At 27.4% G+C, this 16,898-nt stretch carries 13 protein-coding genes, 8 tRNA genes and 1 rRNA gene; 5 read left to right on the top strand and 17 right to left on the bottom strand.

Annotated elements, in window-relative coordinates:
* Positions 1 to 24: 24 nt before the first annotated feature.
* Both BCF59_RS02940 and BCF59_RS02935 read right to left on the bottom strand, forming a co-directional pair.
* On the bottom strand, positions 25 to 1,107 hold the full coding sequence (locus BCF59_RS02940; protein ID WP_134111078.1) for an aquaporin: 1,083 nt from the start codon (positions 1,105 to 1,107) through the stop codon (positions 25 to 27).
* Positions 1,108 to 1,125: 18 nt separating this feature from the next.
* Positions 1,126 to 2,136: an NAD(P)-dependent oxidoreductase gene (locus BCF59_RS02935; protein ID WP_134111077.1), complete on the bottom strand. Its 1,011-nt coding sequence runs from the start codon at positions 2,134 to 2,136 to the stop codon at positions 1,126 to 1,128.
* Between the two features lie 188 nt (positions 2,137 to 2,324).
* Here BCF59_RS02935 and BCF59_RS02930 point away from each other — a divergent pair, with 188 nt between their 5' ends.
* The 5 genes from BCF59_RS02930 (at position 2,325) to BCF59_RS02910 (ending at position 9,569) form a co-directional block, all read left to right on the top strand.
* On the top strand, positions 2,325 to 3,062 hold the full coding sequence (locus BCF59_RS02930; RefSeq protein ID WP_134111076.1) for a DNA-processing protein DprA: 738 nt from the start codon (positions 2,325 to 2,327) through the stop codon (positions 3,060 to 3,062).
* A 421-nt stretch (positions 3,063 to 3,483) separates the two neighbouring features.
* Positions 3,484 to 4,338: an IS30 family transposase gene (locus tag BCF59_RS02925; RefSeq protein WP_234851424.1), complete on the top strand. Its 855-nt coding sequence runs from the start codon at positions 3,484 to 3,486 to the stop codon at positions 4,336 to 4,338.
* Positions 4,339 to 4,832: 494 nt separating this feature from the next.
* The gene (locus BCF59_RS02920) at positions 4,833 to 6,866 is read left to right on the top strand and encodes a S8 family serine peptidase (RefSeq protein WP_134111072.1); all 2,034 of its coding nucleotides are present in this window, start codon (positions 4,833 to 4,835) and stop codon (positions 6,864 to 6,866) included.
* A 6-nt stretch (positions 6,867 to 6,872) separates the two neighbouring features.
* Positions 6,873 to 7,658, top strand: a complete 786-nt coding sequence (locus BCF59_RS02915) for a hypothetical protein (protein WP_134111070.1) — start codon at positions 6,873 to 6,875, stop codon at positions 7,656 to 7,658.
* A gap of 243 nt (positions 7,659 to 7,901) precedes the next feature.
* Positions 7,902 to 9,569, top strand: a complete 1,668-nt coding sequence (locus BCF59_RS02910; RefSeq protein WP_134111068.1) for an IS1634 family transposase — start codon at positions 7,902 to 7,904, stop codon at positions 9,567 to 9,569.
* 186 nt (positions 9,570 to 9,755) lie between these two features.
* On the opposite strand, the gene rpmA is transcribed toward BCF59_RS02910, so the two are convergent.
* The 15 genes from rpmA to BCF59_RS02835 form a co-directional block, all read right to left on the bottom strand.
* Positions 9,756 to 10,019, bottom strand: coding sequence for a 50S ribosomal protein L27 (gene rpmA / locus BCF59_RS02905; protein WP_134111066.1), 264 nt, complete (start codon positions 10,017 to 10,019; stop codon positions 9,756 to 9,758).
* Between the two features lie 7 nt (positions 10,020 to 10,026).
* The gene (gene rplU / locus BCF59_RS02900; RefSeq protein ID WP_134111064.1) at positions 10,027 to 10,326 is read right to left on the bottom strand and encodes a 50S ribosomal protein L21; all 300 of its coding nucleotides are present in this window, start codon (positions 10,324 to 10,326) and stop codon (positions 10,027 to 10,029) included.
* A 110-nt stretch (positions 10,327 to 10,436) separates the two neighbouring features.
* Positions 10,437 to 10,682 (bottom strand): hypothetical protein, encoded by a 246-nt coding sequence (locus BCF59_RS02895; RefSeq protein WP_134111062.1) that lies wholly within the window; start codon positions 10,680 to 10,682, stop codon positions 10,437 to 10,439.
* 57 nt (positions 10,683 to 10,739) lie between these two features.
* Complete coding sequence (locus tag BCF59_RS02890; RefSeq protein ID WP_134111060.1) at positions 10,740 to 12,038, bottom strand: YitT family protein; 1,299 nt, start codon at positions 12,036 to 12,038, stop codon at positions 10,740 to 10,742.
* Between the two features lie 75 nt (positions 12,039 to 12,113).
* On the bottom strand, positions 12,114 to 12,737 hold the full coding sequence (locus BCF59_RS02885) for a signal peptidase II (RefSeq protein ID WP_134111058.1): 624 nt from the start codon (positions 12,735 to 12,737) through the stop codon (positions 12,114 to 12,116).
* Positions 12,738 to 12,739: 2 nt separating this feature from the next.
* Positions 12,740 to 15,409, bottom strand: a complete 2,670-nt coding sequence (gene ileS, locus BCF59_RS02880; RefSeq protein ID WP_134111056.1) for an isoleucine--tRNA ligase — start codon at positions 15,407 to 15,409, stop codon at positions 12,740 to 12,742.
* A gap of 124 nt (positions 15,410 to 15,533) precedes the next feature.
* Positions 15,534 to 15,609: transfer RNA gene (locus tag BCF59_RS02875), tRNA-Phe, on the bottom strand.
* A 2-nt stretch (positions 15,610 to 15,611) separates the two neighbouring features.
* Positions 15,612 to 15,687 (bottom strand) — tRNA-Asp (locus BCF59_RS02870).
* Between the two features lie 2 nt (positions 15,688 to 15,689).
* A tRNA-Met gene (locus tag BCF59_RS02865) sits at positions 15,690 to 15,766 on the bottom strand.
* A 25-nt stretch (positions 15,767 to 15,791) separates the two neighbouring features.
* Positions 15,792 to 15,884 (bottom strand) — tRNA-Ser (locus BCF59_RS02860).
* Positions 15,885 to 15,887: 3 nt separating this feature from the next.
* A tRNA-Ile gene (locus BCF59_RS02855) sits at positions 15,888 to 15,963 on the bottom strand.
* Between the two features lie 23 nt (positions 15,964 to 15,986).
* Positions 15,987 to 16,063, bottom strand: a tRNA-Met gene (locus tag BCF59_RS02850).
* Between the two features lie 7 nt (positions 16,064 to 16,070).
* Positions 16,071 to 16,147: transfer RNA gene (locus tag BCF59_RS02845), tRNA-Ala, on the bottom strand.
* Positions 16,148 to 16,152: 5 nt separating this feature from the next.
* Positions 16,153 to 16,229 (bottom strand) — tRNA-Pro (locus tag BCF59_RS02840).
* A 446-nt stretch (positions 16,230 to 16,675) separates the two neighbouring features.
* Positions 16,676 to 16,898: ribosomal RNA gene (locus BCF59_RS02835) — 23S ribosomal RNA — on the bottom strand; the annotation flags it as partial.

Below are 16,898 nucleotides of genomic sequence, written 5' to 3'. Positions count from 1 at the left end.
AGACAATGTCCAATTTCAATTTATTTATTTCTTTGTCTTAGGATTATTTTGACATTTTTCCATACATTCGTTTTTATTATTTCTGTATTTAATCGACGACACAATAAATGGATTAATTCATTTACGAGTAATACCTTGTGCGGTTATATAAAATAGCGGAGCAATTAAACCACCCAAAATCATAGAAATAGTGGCAGATACTACTGAATTATAATAAACATCGTATGCTTCTTTTGTAGTGGCATTAGTATTTTCACTAAGATTAAAATAACCACCAACAACATTATTTATTTGCAAGTAACCATCTTGCACCGGATTCGGTTCAAATGCTAAAAGTGATAGTTGTTGCGCTAAACCACGAAACGGATTTATTGCGGCAGTTCCTGATAAAATACCCATTCAAACACTAAGTGAAATAATAAACATAATAAATAAATCGCGATATTTATTTTTAATATTTGGTGAAAAAATTGGAAATAGCAAAATCGATGTCATTATCATTTCAATAAAGAAAATTCAAGTAGAACCACTATAAATTGCTGTTGTAGAAGTACTATCACCCCTAAATAAGTAAAAAGCTTTTTTAGTTGATGAAATCGCATCTCAAGGTAAATTAGATAAATAACCTGGATGTGAATTTGCAGTAGCTCTACCAACACCAAAAATCATTGCCGCAGCTACAATTGAACCAAGAATTTGAATAAAAATCTTATACGATACATACCACCCGGCTTGACTTCCATTCAAATACCTAAAAATACTTACCGCCGGATTCAAATCACTACTTCAACGTAAAAAGATAATTAATATCAATCCGACAGCGATAAAACCAGCATAAAAACCGACGAATACCGGATGTAATAAAAAGTGTTCTATTACTATTGGTTTACCATTTCTAGAACCTACAACAGTTGATAATCCTGCCAATAAAAGAGATAACATTATGGTTCCAAAAAACTCAGATAAGCCATGAATTATTCAAGTTTTTATATCTTTTGGTTTTTCTGCATTAAATCTTTCAAGTCGTTTTAATTTAAAATAACTAAATATATGGATTTTTTTATCGCGATCCGGGCACACACATTTTTCATTATCATGTTCACACATTATTAAAGTCCATCCCTATTAAGCAACTAATGCGTTGCTAAAATCTCCTTTAGCGGCTGCATCAGCATGCGCTAAAGTATCTCTTGCAATTTGAGTTAAGGCTAAATCAGTTAAGAAAGCTTGATGTGATGTAACTAACACATTATCTAAACTTAAAAGTTCTTTTCATTCAGGATCAATTATTTTAATATCACTACTTCATTGAGATAAATCTTGATAAAATCTTCCCTCTTCACGTTCTAAAACATCTGTTGCTAAACCACGAATTTTACCAGATTTTAAACTGTTTAATACTGCTTTGATATCAAAAATTTCACCACGCGCTGTATTAATAATTATTACACCATCTTTTAATTCTTTGACGGCTGAATCATCAATTAAATAACGAGTTGATGGTAGTAGCGGACAATGAATTGAAATAAAATCACTTTGATTAAGAAGTTGAGTTAATGAAACAAACTCAATTCCTAATTGTTGCTGTAGTTCGGGATAATTTTCCTGAGCGTATGCATCAAAAACAATTACTTTAGCACCGGTAGCCTTCGCAATATTAATAAACGTTTGCCCGATTTTGCCTGAACCAATTACTCCAACTACAGAATTGGCAATACATTTGCCGTTTAAACCTGAAAGCGAAAAGTTATAATTTTTCACCCTTTGATTAGCAACTAATAAATTGCGGTTTAGTGTTGATAAAGTAGCAAATGCAAACTCTCCAATACTTTCAGCAGAATAATTAAAAATCCTAAAGACTTTAATTCCTAATTTATTTGCTTCAGTTACATCTATCTTATTGAAACCCATTGATCTTTGAAATCAAAATTTAATTCCTAATTTTGAAAGCACCCGCAAAATAACTTTGTCTCCATAAGTATTAACAAAACCACATATAGCATCAAACCCTTTTGCTAATTTAACTGTATTTAAATTTAAATTTTCTTTAAAAAAGGTGATTTGATGTCTAGAGTTATTATGTTTATTAAAATTTTTAACATCATAATCCTTAGCGTCAAAAAATGCAATTTTCATCTTTTAGTCCCTCTTGTTACAATAAACATAACATTGAATTATTAATTTTTAATTATATACTAAATTTAAAAATTTGATAATCATATCAATACTATTCACCGTTAAATTATTAATTGTTTTTAATTTTTACTTTATTTGTTTATTTTTTGTATTATTCTAGATTTTTGTTATTTAATAATGGGAGAAAAATGAAAGAAATTTTATTATATTTTAGTTTAAAATCAAAGGGTGATCAATACCAAATCTATAAAAACATTAAAAACGGAACATCTGTATCATTGCAGGAAGTTAGTGAATTTCAAAAGAAATTAATTGAAAATAACATTAATTATAAAACAATATTAGACGATGACTATCCCAAGGAGCTATATCAAGTAAATGACTGTATGTTTTTATTTTATTACAAAGGAAATTATGATTTAATAAACCAAAAATACAAATTTTATATTGTTAATGAACTTTGAGAAGCATATAATTGGGAAATTATTAATAAAAATATCAACACCTTAGTAAATGAAGTTGTTTTAGTTACAAATAACTACAAAAAAACAGAAAGTCAATTTGTTGATTTTTTTAGAAATAAGGGTGGTTGTATAATCCATTTGGCCAAAGAAGGATTAGATTCATATAACTATGATAAAATTAATTTAGAAAAAGAACTAGTTATTAGTCAATACCCATTACAAACGCACCCAGAAATCAAATATTTTAAACAAGCTAATTTTATTGCATCTGCATTATCAAATTGCTTGTTGTCTTTATCAATTAAAAAAGAATCGAAATCTAATAATTTAATTACATCATTTTTAAATTTAGGAAAAGACGTATTTTGTTTTCCTGGACGTGAAATTAATGACGGTAATAATCAATTAATTGATTCTGGTGCAAATTTAATCTTATCAATATCTAAAGTCATCAATATTTAGAAACAAAATAAAAAGAGCAATTATATTGCTCTCTTAAAATGCAAACCTAAAAGCTACACTATAAAATTTATGTAAATTAGTGTAGTTTTTTTGTTTTTTTACTTTTTAATATTTGATAAAAAAAATAAAATTTTATTGATTTTAAAAAACCCCTTTTCTATCTAATAGATAGAAAGGAGCCATCATCAGTAATAATTTTACTCTTAAAACAAGAGTTTCATTAGAATTTTTACTTAAAAATACAGACTTATCTTTAAACGAAATTTCAACTAAGTTAGGGTTCTCGAAATCATCTATAATAAGAGAAATAAAAAGAAATTCTGATTTATATGGTTATGATGCCTATTATGCACAAAAAAAGCATAATATAAGAGAACAATGGAAAAATCATTGTCTTTTAAAATCAAAAATGGAAAGTTTTTTGGAGTTTAGCGAAATTTTTAAGAAAAAATTTAATAAAAGAAATTTTGGTGTAGATGTGACTTATCAATTTATTAAAAATACGAAGAAGATTAAAAGGCCATCATTAAGGTCTGTGTTTAATTGAATAAATAGTGGTATTTGAATAATAAATAGAAATGATTGTTTACGCAAAAAATACAAAAAAAGAAATAAAGAAGATTATCAAAGCGCATCAGATAAATTGGTCGGTAAAAGATTGGTTCGTCCAATATGATCAAGACCAAAAATCGTGATGGAAAGAAAGGAATTTGGTCATTGAGAAATTGATTTGATAATAGGTAAAAATAGAGCTAAAAGCAGTCATCTAATTACTTTTACAAAAAGATTATCACGTTATGGAATAATAATTCTTTTAAAAGAGAAAAATCCTTGATTAATCATTAGATTACTATGAGACACTATTAAAAAATATAAATTAAATATAAAATCCATAACCCAGGATAACGGATGAGAGTTTAATAAGTTGTTTTATTTAGCATATAGATTAGGTATATATATTTATAAAACTGAGGCATATGCGTCGCAGCAAAAAGCAAGTATTGAAAATTTTAATAGCATCGTGAGACGATATTTTCCAAAAGGAACTAGTTTTAATAACTTCACCGAAGAAGAGATTTTAAAAGTTCAAAATAAAATAAATAATATGCCTAGAAAATTACATAATTATCAATCAGCAGATGAAATCTTTTTTGATTACAATTATTACAAAGATAAATGAAAAGAAATACCAGAGAACGAACCGTTATATGTATATTCACATTTAAAAAGAAAATCAAATACATCAAAAAACACATTCTTTAAAAAATATAAATAAGAAAGATAATTTAGATAGAAAAGGAAGAAAAGATGGCATGTAAACTATCTTTTCTTATTTTTAATAAATAAAAAATATTTTTTTAAAATTAAATTCCTCTATTACACTACCCCTACTTTCTTTTTTTAAAAAATATGGAGCGGGGAGGTGTAATAGGAAAATAAAAATAAAAAATTTACTTCCATATTTTAAAAAAATATATCAAATACAAATACAAAAAAAGATGACTTTTAAAAAATATCATCTTTTTTTGTATAAAATTTTTGCTATTTAGTGTAGCTTTTAGGTTTGCAATTCAGCCTTTTATAATGTGAAAAAAATATGAAACAAAAAAAGCAAAAAACAAGATTTTTATAATATTTTTATACATTTCAAAAAATTTCATTTGTTAATTTATATGTTGTATTTTACAATAATGATGTACTAATTAAACAAAGAAAGCAAAATATATAATCAAATATAAATTAAATTTTTTATGGAGGAATTTTAATTAGATGAACAAAAAATTAAAAAAATTACTTTGAATAACATCAGGAGTGGTGTTTGCTACAACTGTATCTGTGGGTTATATTTATCTTCCTGATAATTCTAAAACACAAAAGACACAAATACCTTGATATGAAAAATATCAAAATAGCAAAACGGTAGTAAGAGAAAATAAGTTTAATCTAAATTCTACAAACGATGCAAATGATATTAATATTAACAATCATTTTGAATTAAAATTATTATTAAATTATGAATTTATTGATAATACAAATAATGATTTTATAAAACAAAAGAATCATGAATTTCTCGATAATATTAAAAAGCAAGACAAATTAAATAGGTTAGTTTTAAATTATGAAACAAGTGAAATGATGCCTATTGTTTGATTTTATTTTAAAAATGAAAATGATCGCGAGAGTTTTTTAAAAAATATAATAGAAAAAAACGAAATTTTTCAAGCAATTATTTTTCCTAATAAAACAAAACCAAATTCTAATTTTAATTTAAATAAGAGAGAAAATAATAATATAGAAAAAGCTAAAGATCCATATTTTAAATTTGATAGAAAAATCGATAATAGTAATTCTACATTCGTAAATTTTGATGCTCAGAAATTAAGGGAAGATAAAAGGGGTTACGCTAACACATCATCTATCGGTATTTTAGAAGTAGAAGGTACATTAGATGCTAGTAAGACGGATGATTATAAGAAATTTGGATATGAAATTTATTCTGATTCACTTGATAACATAAACCATCACGCGCAAGAAGTTTCAATGATAGCGGCTGGTAATCAGGGTATTGACCGATACGCAAAATTATATTTTGCATCATATAAAACAGATGCACAATGAATGAAAGCAATAGAGTGATTTGTAGAGAAAAAAGGTGTTAGAGTAATTAATCATAGCTATGGTTTTAGTTATGACGACCCTAATTATAAATACAACGAAAATAATCTCTTTTTAGATTATATTTCAAGAAAATATGGAGTAGTTAATGTTTTTTCATCAGGTAACGCTAATGATAAAAGAGAAAAATATAACGAGTGAATAATAGGAAGTAAATTATCATTTAATAATCTTGTGGTTGGTGCACTAGGATATAATGAATGAACAAAAAAGACGACTGATAGAATTGCAGATTATTCAAATTACTTATTATATAATGATTATTCAGAACTTTCTAAACCTAATGTTGTAGCTCCTGGATATTTATATTCTAGATATTATTACGAAGATGACTTTTTTAAAATTAAAAAATATGGGGATTTTGATGGTACAAGTTATGCTGCTCCAATAGTTTCGGGTTTAATTTCAACTCTGTTAAGAGAAAAAACATTTTTAAACACAGATTCAAAAAGATTACAAGCAGTAAAAGCAATTATAGGTGCTTCTTCGAGAACTCCTAATATAATTGATAAAATTAAGTATAAGAAAAACGGATATTCAGTGATTTATGGTGCAGGAATTGCTGATTTTGAAAAAATGTTAGAAGCAGCCGATAATATAGAACTTAAAAATATATCAAAAAATGAAACAGGAATAATAATGACTTCAAAAGAAATATTTGTGGATAAAAATAAGCATATAAAGGGTGCTATTTCTTGATTATTTAATGCTGGTATCTTGAAAAATAAGGAAAATCTACCAACATATAATGCTAATGTTAATTGATGATGGCTCTTAGGTGTATTAGGTGGTATTATCGCAAATTCTGTTGAAGGTGCCAGATTAACAAGAGAAAAAGATGAATGATATAAAACACATATTAATTCAGAAAGATTGAATCTTGAAACAACTAACAAAAAACAAGGTAATAATTTCTTTACTGATTATGACATAATTTTACAAAAAAAAGATAGATTAGGTAATTGAAATAATATAGATAAAAAAAATTCCATAAGATCTAATGATGAAATTTTAGAATATATCACAAGCGAAAGCGGAACATATCGCTTTGCAATCAAAAAATATGCTGATTCACTATTTAATAATTCAATCGATGATAGTTTAGCGTTAACATACACAATAAGGTAGGAAATAATGAAAAAGAAACATTTATCTTGATTGATTCCTTTTTTGTCAATTCCTATGCTTTCCCTTGCTTCGTGCGTAAGTATAATTGATAACGAAAATAACAAAAAAGATGAAGAATATAATGATGAGAAATATGCAGAAAATTTCTATGATTTATTAGGAAAAGCTCAAAAAGAAAGTCAAATAAGTACACCTGATGATGACTTTTTTGAAGTTATATTTTGAGCTTATAATTTTAGTTTTCAAGCACGTGAATCTGGTGAAAAAGTTTTTATTAATAACGTAGATAAAAATTATGTTTTAATAAAAAATACACAGGAATTACAAGAAAAAATCTTAAATAAATTAAACACTGATTTTTTTAAAGGTGTTAATATAGAAACAACTGATAAAGAAAATGAATATAAAAAAGCCGAGGAATTAAACGATACACAATTAAAAGAGTTTATTAATCGGAAATTTAGCAAGATATTTTTAAATAATGAACCGATTGAGATGTTTTTCAAAAAAAAGAACTTATTTATATTTCAAAGTATAATTACTGGTGATTCATTAAGCTCATTGCATATAGTACCTTCTACAGAACAAAATGTTTATAACTTAGTTAGACCCTCAGCTATTCTTAATTATCACAGAGCTTTTCCTACAGTACGTCGCCCCATAACTTTTAGTTTATATTACAAGGTTTTTGACAAATCAATTGATAATGTAGAGATAAAACAAAGACTAAACAAGAAGCAAGCAATACAGTTATATAAAAATCTTTTGAGTAAATATAAGCACGATGACTAATTAGTAAAACACGAAATTTATGTAAAAATCAAAGTAATTTTCGCGTTTTTATAGTAAAATTTTAAAAACAAAATTAGGATAGTTTATAATTAATATTATGAAATTAAAATACCTGTATTTCCCACTTTTGTGGGATTTTTTATACACTTTAAAAATTCTCTTATATATTACATATATAAGAGATACACAAAAAATTTTTATTTTTTTCTTATTGTTTCTTACTATTTATGGTATAATTTATGTATGGAAAGTCTAAAAGTATTTAATGTATCAGGAAATAAAAAAGGAATAACTTATAAATATGTTGGTTGATACAAAGGGAATGGTGACAGAAATTTTCATAGGTGATTTAGTTTAGGACTCTTGTCTGATTTGCTACAAATAAATCCAAAAGCTAATGAAATTTTGAAAACTCGTATAAAAGCTTTTAGTAAAAACGATGATAAAGAATTTATTAAACAATCTCTTTTAGATTCATTAAAAGAAACTAAAACAACAAAAAGAATAAATGTTAATGTAGGAAATCACTTAATATATGACTTATTAGATAAATACAAAATATTTGATTATATAAGTGATAAGAAAATGCATTCAAAGCTAAAAACAGTTTTTTATTACCTAATTTCAAGGAGAATAACAAATCCAACAAGCATTCTACAAAGTTTCAATGACCAAGAAATGTATATAAACAGACAAATTGTTTCTAAAAATACCTTTTATAGAACACTTGATTTTGTGACTGATAATTCTGATACTTTATTAAATTCATTAAATGATATGGTCTTAGAAAATACAGATAGAGATACAAGCGAGTTATTCTACGATTCATCAACAGTTTATTTTGAAACATTTAAAAGAGATGGTTTAAAACAACCAGGTTATTCAAAAGATGGTAAATTTAAAGAAGACCAAATTGTTTTAGGTCTTGCATGTGATAAAAATGGTATTCCATTTCATCTAAAAGTTTTTAAAGGAAATACAGCAGACTCAAAAACTTTTATACCTTTTATGGTGGAATTACAAAGAAAATATAATAATGGTATTAAAAATCTAACAGTTATATCAGATAGAGGGATGAGTACGACACCAAATATTCGTTATTTAGAACAAAAAGGAATTAATTATATTATTTCTTGTCGCGCTAAATCTAGCAGTCAAAAGTTTAAGAATTTCGTGTTAGATAAAAATGATTATATACAATTAAATAACGATGTAATGTATAAAGAATCTTTATCATATTCTACTTATAAAAACAAAAGACAAACAACTTCTATTAGAAGAAAAATTGCTACATTTAGCAAAAAAAGAGCAATCAAAGATCGTAATGATCGTGATGCATTGATTGATAATTTTCGAAAGAAACAAGATGAATTCGGAATCGTTGATTCAAATAAATTAGTCGGTTCTAAAAAATGCAAATTCTTTAAGGAAGTTTCAAATTTAAAGTTTGAATTGGACTATAAAAAAATAAATGAAGATAAAAAATTTGATGGATTATATGTTTATGAAACAAACCTTGAAGATAAAACTGTCGCAGAAATTATGGGAACTTATAAAAGACAATGACAAATTGAATCAAATTTTAGAAGTTTAAAAACTTTTTTAGCTATTAAACCAATTTATGTAAGGTTAGAAGAACATATTATTGGACATCTATTAATTTGTTTTACTTCATTAGTAGTACTTAAATATTTAATTTATATCTTTAGACAATTTAATAAAGAAACAGGATTGGTCAGAGAATATACAGAACAAAAACTAATTAAATTATTAAATCAAATTTCAATTTCGCAAAAAGTTGATATTATGACCGGAGAAATATTGGAATCAGAAAGAAATGCGATACCGAAAATGGATGATGCATGAGATATCTTTGATGATTGCCGAAAAACAGTAAGAAAAAGCTGATAAAAAAAGACGTTTATTCTTTAAATATAGTGATAAACGTTTTTTACATCCATAAAAGTGGGAAATACAGGAAAAAAGATGACTTTTAAAAAATATCATCTTTTTTTGTATAAAATTTTTGCCATTGAATGTAGCTTTTAGGTTTGCAATTCAGCAAAAAGAGCAATATAATTGCTCTTTTTATCATGTTTATTTAGAAATTCTTTCAGGATATACTGAAACAAATTTTCTATTTTTTTTGCTTTCGTATTTTACATAACCATCAATTAAGGTAAATAATGTATCATCTCCACCGCGACCAACATTATTACCAGGGTGGATTTTAGTTCCACGTTGTCTGTAAATAATTGAGCCTGCTGTTGCAAATTGTCCGTCACCTAATTTAGCACCTAAGCGTTTTGAATGTGAATCACGACCATTTTTAGTAGATCCACCTGCTTTTGTCTTTGCCATTTTCTAATTATCCTTGAATTGAAGTAATTTTAACACGTGTATATGGTTGACGGTGCCCTAATTTTCTTTTATGAGTTGATTTTGCATTGTGACGATACACAATAATTTTCTTTGCTTTACCTTGCTTTTCAATTGTTCCTAATACGACAGCATTTTTTAAATGAGGTTTTCCAATTTTGGTATCTACAAGTAAAACTTTGTCAAATTTTACTTCCGAACCTTCTTCACCTTCTATTTTTTCAATGAAGATGGTTTGACCTTCTTTAACTAAAAGTTGTTTCCCACCTGTTTCAATGATTGCTAACATGCAATTTCTCCTAATAAGTGGCTCGTCTTTAAGGTGAGCAGTGCTACTTTAAACCTTTTTAGAACGGTTACTCACGGTAACAGTGTTATTATACCAAAAACCAAAATAATTTAAAAAATTATATAATTAGTTTTCGTGATCGCTGAAGAAGCCTTAGTTTCGTTATTTCATTTATATGTGGTTACTTTATCTTTAATTTCTCCAGATGTTGAAAATGCTGATTTAAACAAACCAACCAAGGAAGCCAACGCAGACGCTAAAAGTGGAATATTTGTTAAAAGCGCCGTAAAAGCAAATCCTGGTTTTATTTTTTCTAATTCTTTGTTATTTATTTTTTGTAATTGATTAAGTTTCATATATACCTCCACTTAGTATATAAAAAAACACAAAAAATGAACCAATAAAGGAAATTTTTAGTGTTCAACAAAATCAGTGTTAAAATTACCAATGACTGTATGAACTTTTGTGATAGATATTCATATTTTAGGATCTAACGTTTTTAAATCAGAAATAATATTTGGAGTTTCTAAAATTAACATTACAGTACTAATTTTAGTTGCAAATTTACCTGTATAACCTGATTTATATCTTTCAATTCGGTATGAGTGTCAATAATCAATTAATTTGAAGTAAACAAGCACTTTCGCAGGGTCACTACAAACAATGGTCACGTTAACCTTTTTATATTTTGGATAAATAATATCTATAAAAACATTAACTACTAAAATGTATAAAAAAGTTGTTAATTCACGAATTCCAAAATAAACTTTATGATTGATACCTTTTTCTGTAAGATAATTTCAGGTTTGAATAATCTTAAGTACATCTTTATTTTGTATATCAATCTCTCTATAGATTGGCGCTTTAACTATCCCTTCGATTATTTTTTTATCATTATCAATTGGATATGGATACAAATAATTAGGATTAATAATGGCAAAAATTATTAAGAAAACTATCGCAGTTGCTACACCAATAATTGTTAAAACATTTCCCACACTTTTTTTTGATTTAACTGAATAATAATAAGCAATAATATCAGTTCCACCGGTTGAACCACCCGATTTTCAAGAGATTGAGATTCCTAAAGCAATGAATAAAGCACCAACTATTGAATAAACAATATTAGATCAATTAGTAAAAGGTGGATTTGAATCTGTAAATGTAATGTATTTATTTAAATAAGATTCTAATCCGATTGCATCTAGCGTAAAAAGTAAGTTAGATACAATTTGAAAAATCATAAACGTGAGTGTTAAAAACACAAAACTTTTTTTGATTTTTCAACCAAAAATTAAAAAAAGTGGAATATTACATGCTAAATAAATTAAAGCAAAATAAGATTTAACTGCAGGAACAATATATTGAATTAAGGTTGGTATTCCAGTAACCCCAGACGGAATGGTTTGTGCTCTTTGTAAGAAAATTTGAATTCCGGCATTAAAAATTAATGCGGCAAAAAAAATAGAAATAACCTTAAATCAATATCTTTTCACCAATCATTGAAAAGTAATTTTAGTATCTTTTGAATTTAAAAGATAATGCCCCATTTTATATTTTAATTGTTCAGTTTTCTTTTTTAATTCTTGTTTACTAATACCATCGTTAATAAAGTTCAAAATATTTTTAGAATGAATTTCGCAGGATTCTCGAGTCTCTGGTTTACAACAATTTTTTTTACTCTCTAACGGTGCGGGTGGTTGCGATTTCATAGTGTTATTATTGTATATTTTTTTATGAAAAAAAAAAAAAAAAAAAGATATAAATCCTAATGGGTAAATTAGAATTTATAAAATTGCTTCTTGGTGTCTTTTATAATTATGATTGTGTTTGCTTGGAATCAATAATGTAATCAAAAGTCCTATAATACCACTAAAAATGAGTGCATCGGCAAAATTAAAGGTTCCATTACTATGAACAAATGGAATATAAAAAATGTCCTTTACATATCCAGCAAAAATAAAGCGATCTAAGGCGTTTCCTAAATCTCCGGCTAAAATACAACCAATTAAAATAGCTCTTGTTTTATTTTTACGTTCAATAAAGAAACCGTAACAAAAAATCAAAATAAATAATAAGATACTAATTGTTTGTATTAGATTAGTATTTCGGGTTTTAGCAAATGTTATTCCACCATGTCAAATGCTACGAACCCCTATAATTACATAGTTTATTCATTTATCAGAGCCAGGATAGATCGATTCAGCGTCTTTATAACTACCATCAGAAAATTGAACTTGGTGATTATTTAATGTAGAAATCGCACCATGACTAAAAAGCAAATTTTTAGTAATTTGGTCGATTGCTAAAAATACTATTAACGCACCGAACATAAAAATATAAGTTATTAAAATGCGTTTTTTATTATTTTTTAAATAGTGCAAAAATTTCTTAATTTTAAATTTATTCATAATTATTCAAATTCTCTAATAATTGAATTACATTGTAAACATAATTCATTATTAATATGTTCAGGTTGGTAATGGTTTCAGCATCTTTGACATTTTAATGAATCAAATTTTGCTACTTTTAGATCTTTTGATGTAGTTACCTTACCTACCATCAATAATGTTTTTAAATCTAAGTTATTGATTAATTCTGATTGAATTGGTAAAAATAATTCTAACTCGTTTGAACGTTTAACATCACCAAACTTAATAGCATTTTCAATTAAAACATTAATCTTATCACGTAAAACAAAAAATTCTTTGTAGTCTGATAAAACTTTTTCATCAAATTTACAGTCTTCTAATTTTGGAAGATTTTCTAGCATAACTGATTCTTTTTTATTGATTTTATTAAAAAAACTATATGCCTCCTCAGAAGTTGTTGTTAAAATTGGTGTTAATGCAAGAATTAAGAAATCTACAATCTCATACATATTAGTTAGGGTCATTACGCGTTCGGCATCATTTACACGACGTACGTATAAAATATCTTTAGTAACAGAAAGATAAAAACTAGAAAGCTCTACAACATAGTTTGACAAAAGTTTAACTACTAATAAAAATTTGTACTCATCATAAGCCTTAATTACATTATATTTAAGTTCTTTTAATTGTTCTTGGATAAATAAATGAATTCCAGTACGTTGAATAGTTGGATCATATTTAAATCCATTTAAATTACCTAATAAAAACTTAATAGTATTTCTTAGTTTGCGGTAAACTTCAGTATTTTGTTTTAAAATGTCTTCACTAATAGAAATGTCCCCTTGATATTCCGAATTTGCTACTCATAATCTTAAAATTTCAGTACCTCATTTATTAATAATATCATTAGGTTCAATTGAATTTCCTTTTGATTTAGACATTTTATTACCTTTACCATCAACTACAAAACCATGTGAGATTAAATTTTTATAAGGAGCGACACCCTTATATGCAACAGCATTAATAATTGACGAATTAAATCAACCACGATATTGATCGGTTCCCTCTAAATACAAATCATATGGTAAATTTAAACTTTTCTCAATTTCAACCGCAATGCTCGAAGTACCTGAATCAAATCAAACATCCATAATATCATTTTCTTTACTAAACCCTAGATTACGAAATTTTGACGGCAAAAGTTCATCAACTTCGCGTTCTCATCATACATCAGTTCCAAATTGTCCAACTAAATCAATTACATAATCAAAGATTTCTTCTTCAAAAACTGGTTTACCATTTTTATCATAGAAGATAATTAATGGTACTCCTCAAATTCTTTGACGTGATATAGTTCAATCTGAACGGTTTTCTATCATTGAAAATAAGCGTTTTTTTGCTCATCCAGGATGTGTTTGTACATTATTTTCAATTTCATTTAAAATTTTGCTACGAATTTTATCAATCGAAACAAATCATTGTGGGGTACCTCTAAAAATAATTGGTTTATGTGTTCTTCAGTCATGTGGGTATGAGTGAGTAAATTTTTCAGAAAATAATAAATTTTTTGCTAAAAATTTATTAATTCCTTCGTTTGCAACTTCATAAAATTGACCATCAAATTCTGTATGAGTATTTTCAATATATCCTTTATCTGAGATATGCATGATCATTTCTAGTTTATGTTTTTGTCCAATTAAAAAATCATCCTCACCAAACATTGGTGCTGTATGAACTAATCCGGTTCCTGAATCTACACTAACATGATGTCCAATTACTAAAGGTGCTTTAAATTTTAGAATCGGTGTAAGATATTTAACATTGTGATTTTGTGTTTGTTTTCCTAAAAAAGTAGTTACAATTTGATAATCTTTTCAACCAAATTTCTTTGTTACAATCTCTAAAAGAGATGTTGCAATAATATAATATTTATCGTTATATTTAACTCTACCATATTCAATTTCTTCACCAGCAGCTACGGCAGCGTTTGCTAATAGAGTCCATGGAGTAGTGGTTCAAATTACTAAGTAATCGTCTTTTTTAATTAAATCAAAATCACTTTCAATAACTTTAAATGCTACATAGATTGATGGTGATACTACATCTCGATATTCTACTTCTGATTCAGCTAATGCGCTTTGAGAACTAGGTGACCAAAAAACAGGTTTTAAACCTTTATATACTAAACCATCTAAAACCATTTTTTTAAAGACTTTAAGTTGAGCAACTTCGTATTGTTTGTCTAAAGTGATATAAATTTTTTTGTAATCTGTAAATAATTGTAGTCTCTCGATTTGTTTTTTTTGAATTTCGATCTGATTTAGTGCATATTCCGCTGCTTTTTTCCTTAATGTTAATGGATTTAATTCATCTTTATGTAATTTACTTTCTGTTAGCATTTTATGTTCAATTGGTAGTCCATGTGTATCTCAACCTAAAACAAATGGTGAATAAAAACCTTTTAATGATTTATATCTTACAATAATATCTTTCAATACACGATTTAGTGCATGTCCAACATGAATTCCACCATTCGCATATGGAGGTCCATCGTGTAAGATAAATTTTTCATTCAATTTATTTTTCTTTAATACTTTATGATAAATGTCATTATCTAATCAAAATTTTCTATATTTTGGTTCTTTTAGAATTAAATTTGCTCGCATTTCATAATTCGTTTGCGGCATATTTAATGTCTTCTTATAATCCATTTTTGCTCCTTTTTTAGTAAATTGATAAATAAATAATTATAATTATATAATAAGAATTAAAAAAATAAAAATTACTATATTTTATAAAACTACTTAAGTCTTATAAAATATAGTAATTTTTAGGTGGTGGCCTCGGCAGGAATCGAACCAGCGACACACAGAGCTTCAATCTGTTGCTCTACCTACTGAGCTACAAGGCCAATGGCGGTCCAGACGGGAATCGAACCCGCGTTCTTCTCCGTGACAGGGAGACGTATTAACCACTTTACCACTGAACCACTGGTTGCGGAAACAGGACTTGAACCTGTGACCTTCGGGTTATGAGCCCGACGAGCTGCCAAACTGCTCCATTCCGCGATATAATCTATAAATTTTCTGTTGGTGGCGGGTGATGAGGGATTCGAACCCCCGCGGGCCGTGAAGCCCCTGGCAGTTTTCAAGACTGCTCCCTTCAACCAGGCTTGGGTAATCACCCACATGGTGGACCCAACAGGATTCGAACCTGTAACCGACCGGTTATGAGCCGGTTGCTCTAACCGTTGAGCTATAGGTCCATTACTAAAATTTATAGAAAGATTGGTAGCACCAAAGAGAGTCGAACTCTTGACCTTCCGGGTATGAACCGGATGCTCTAACCAACTGAGCTATAGTGCCATAAAAATGGTGGAGAGTATGGGATTCGAACCCACCACCTCCTGCGTGCAAGGCAGGCGCTCTAGCCAAATGAGCTAACCCCCCAAAAATGGTGAAGAAGACAGGATTTGAACCTGCGACCACTACAGCCCAAATGTAGTGCTCTACCAAACTGAGCTACTTCTCCAACGCAATAGGCTATAGAATTATACAATAATTAAAATATTTAAAAAATACTTATTATTTTTTATTGCTTTAAAAGTATAGCATAATTTTAATATTATTAAAATTAAATATATATTTTTTTTAGTTATACGTATTATATTATAAATTTAGCAGCACTAATCTAAATGACTCTAATTTTGTTTATTGTATAAAACACCAAAACTATCAATAACATTAATCTAAATATCTTTAAAAACTAGTTAATATGAATTTTTTTAAACTAAAATTTAGATATATTTAATAAATCTTTACGAATTACAATAATAATTTAGTGCAGGCATTTTGTGTTACACCATAATCTAAAAATATATAACTTTCTCGAATTAAAAAAATACCCCAACGGGGTTTTGTGCTTTGAAAACTGAATAGTAAATTCATAATTCATTAAAATGTCTTGAATCCATCCTAACTTTTAAACCTTTCAATTTATTAGTAATGGTCAGCTGAATGTATTACTACACTTACACTTCCATCCTATCAACCTCGTAGTCTACAAGGAATTTCAAGGGAATACTTATCTTTAAGGAGGCTTCCCACTTAGATGCTTTCAGCGGTTATCCTTTCCGTACTTAGCTACCCAGCTATGCTTCTGGCGAAACAACCGGAACACCAGCGGTACGTCCACTCCGGT

It is taken from the genome of Mycoplasmopsis mustelae, assembly GCF_004365095.1.
GTDB classification, from domain to species: Bacteria; Bacillota_I; Bacilli_A; order Mycoplasmatales; family Metamycoplasmataceae; genus Mycoplasmopsis; species Mycoplasmopsis mustelae.
The sequence above is the reverse complement of the archived record's forward strand: the minus strand, read 5'-3'. Positions and strand labels throughout refer to the sequence as shown.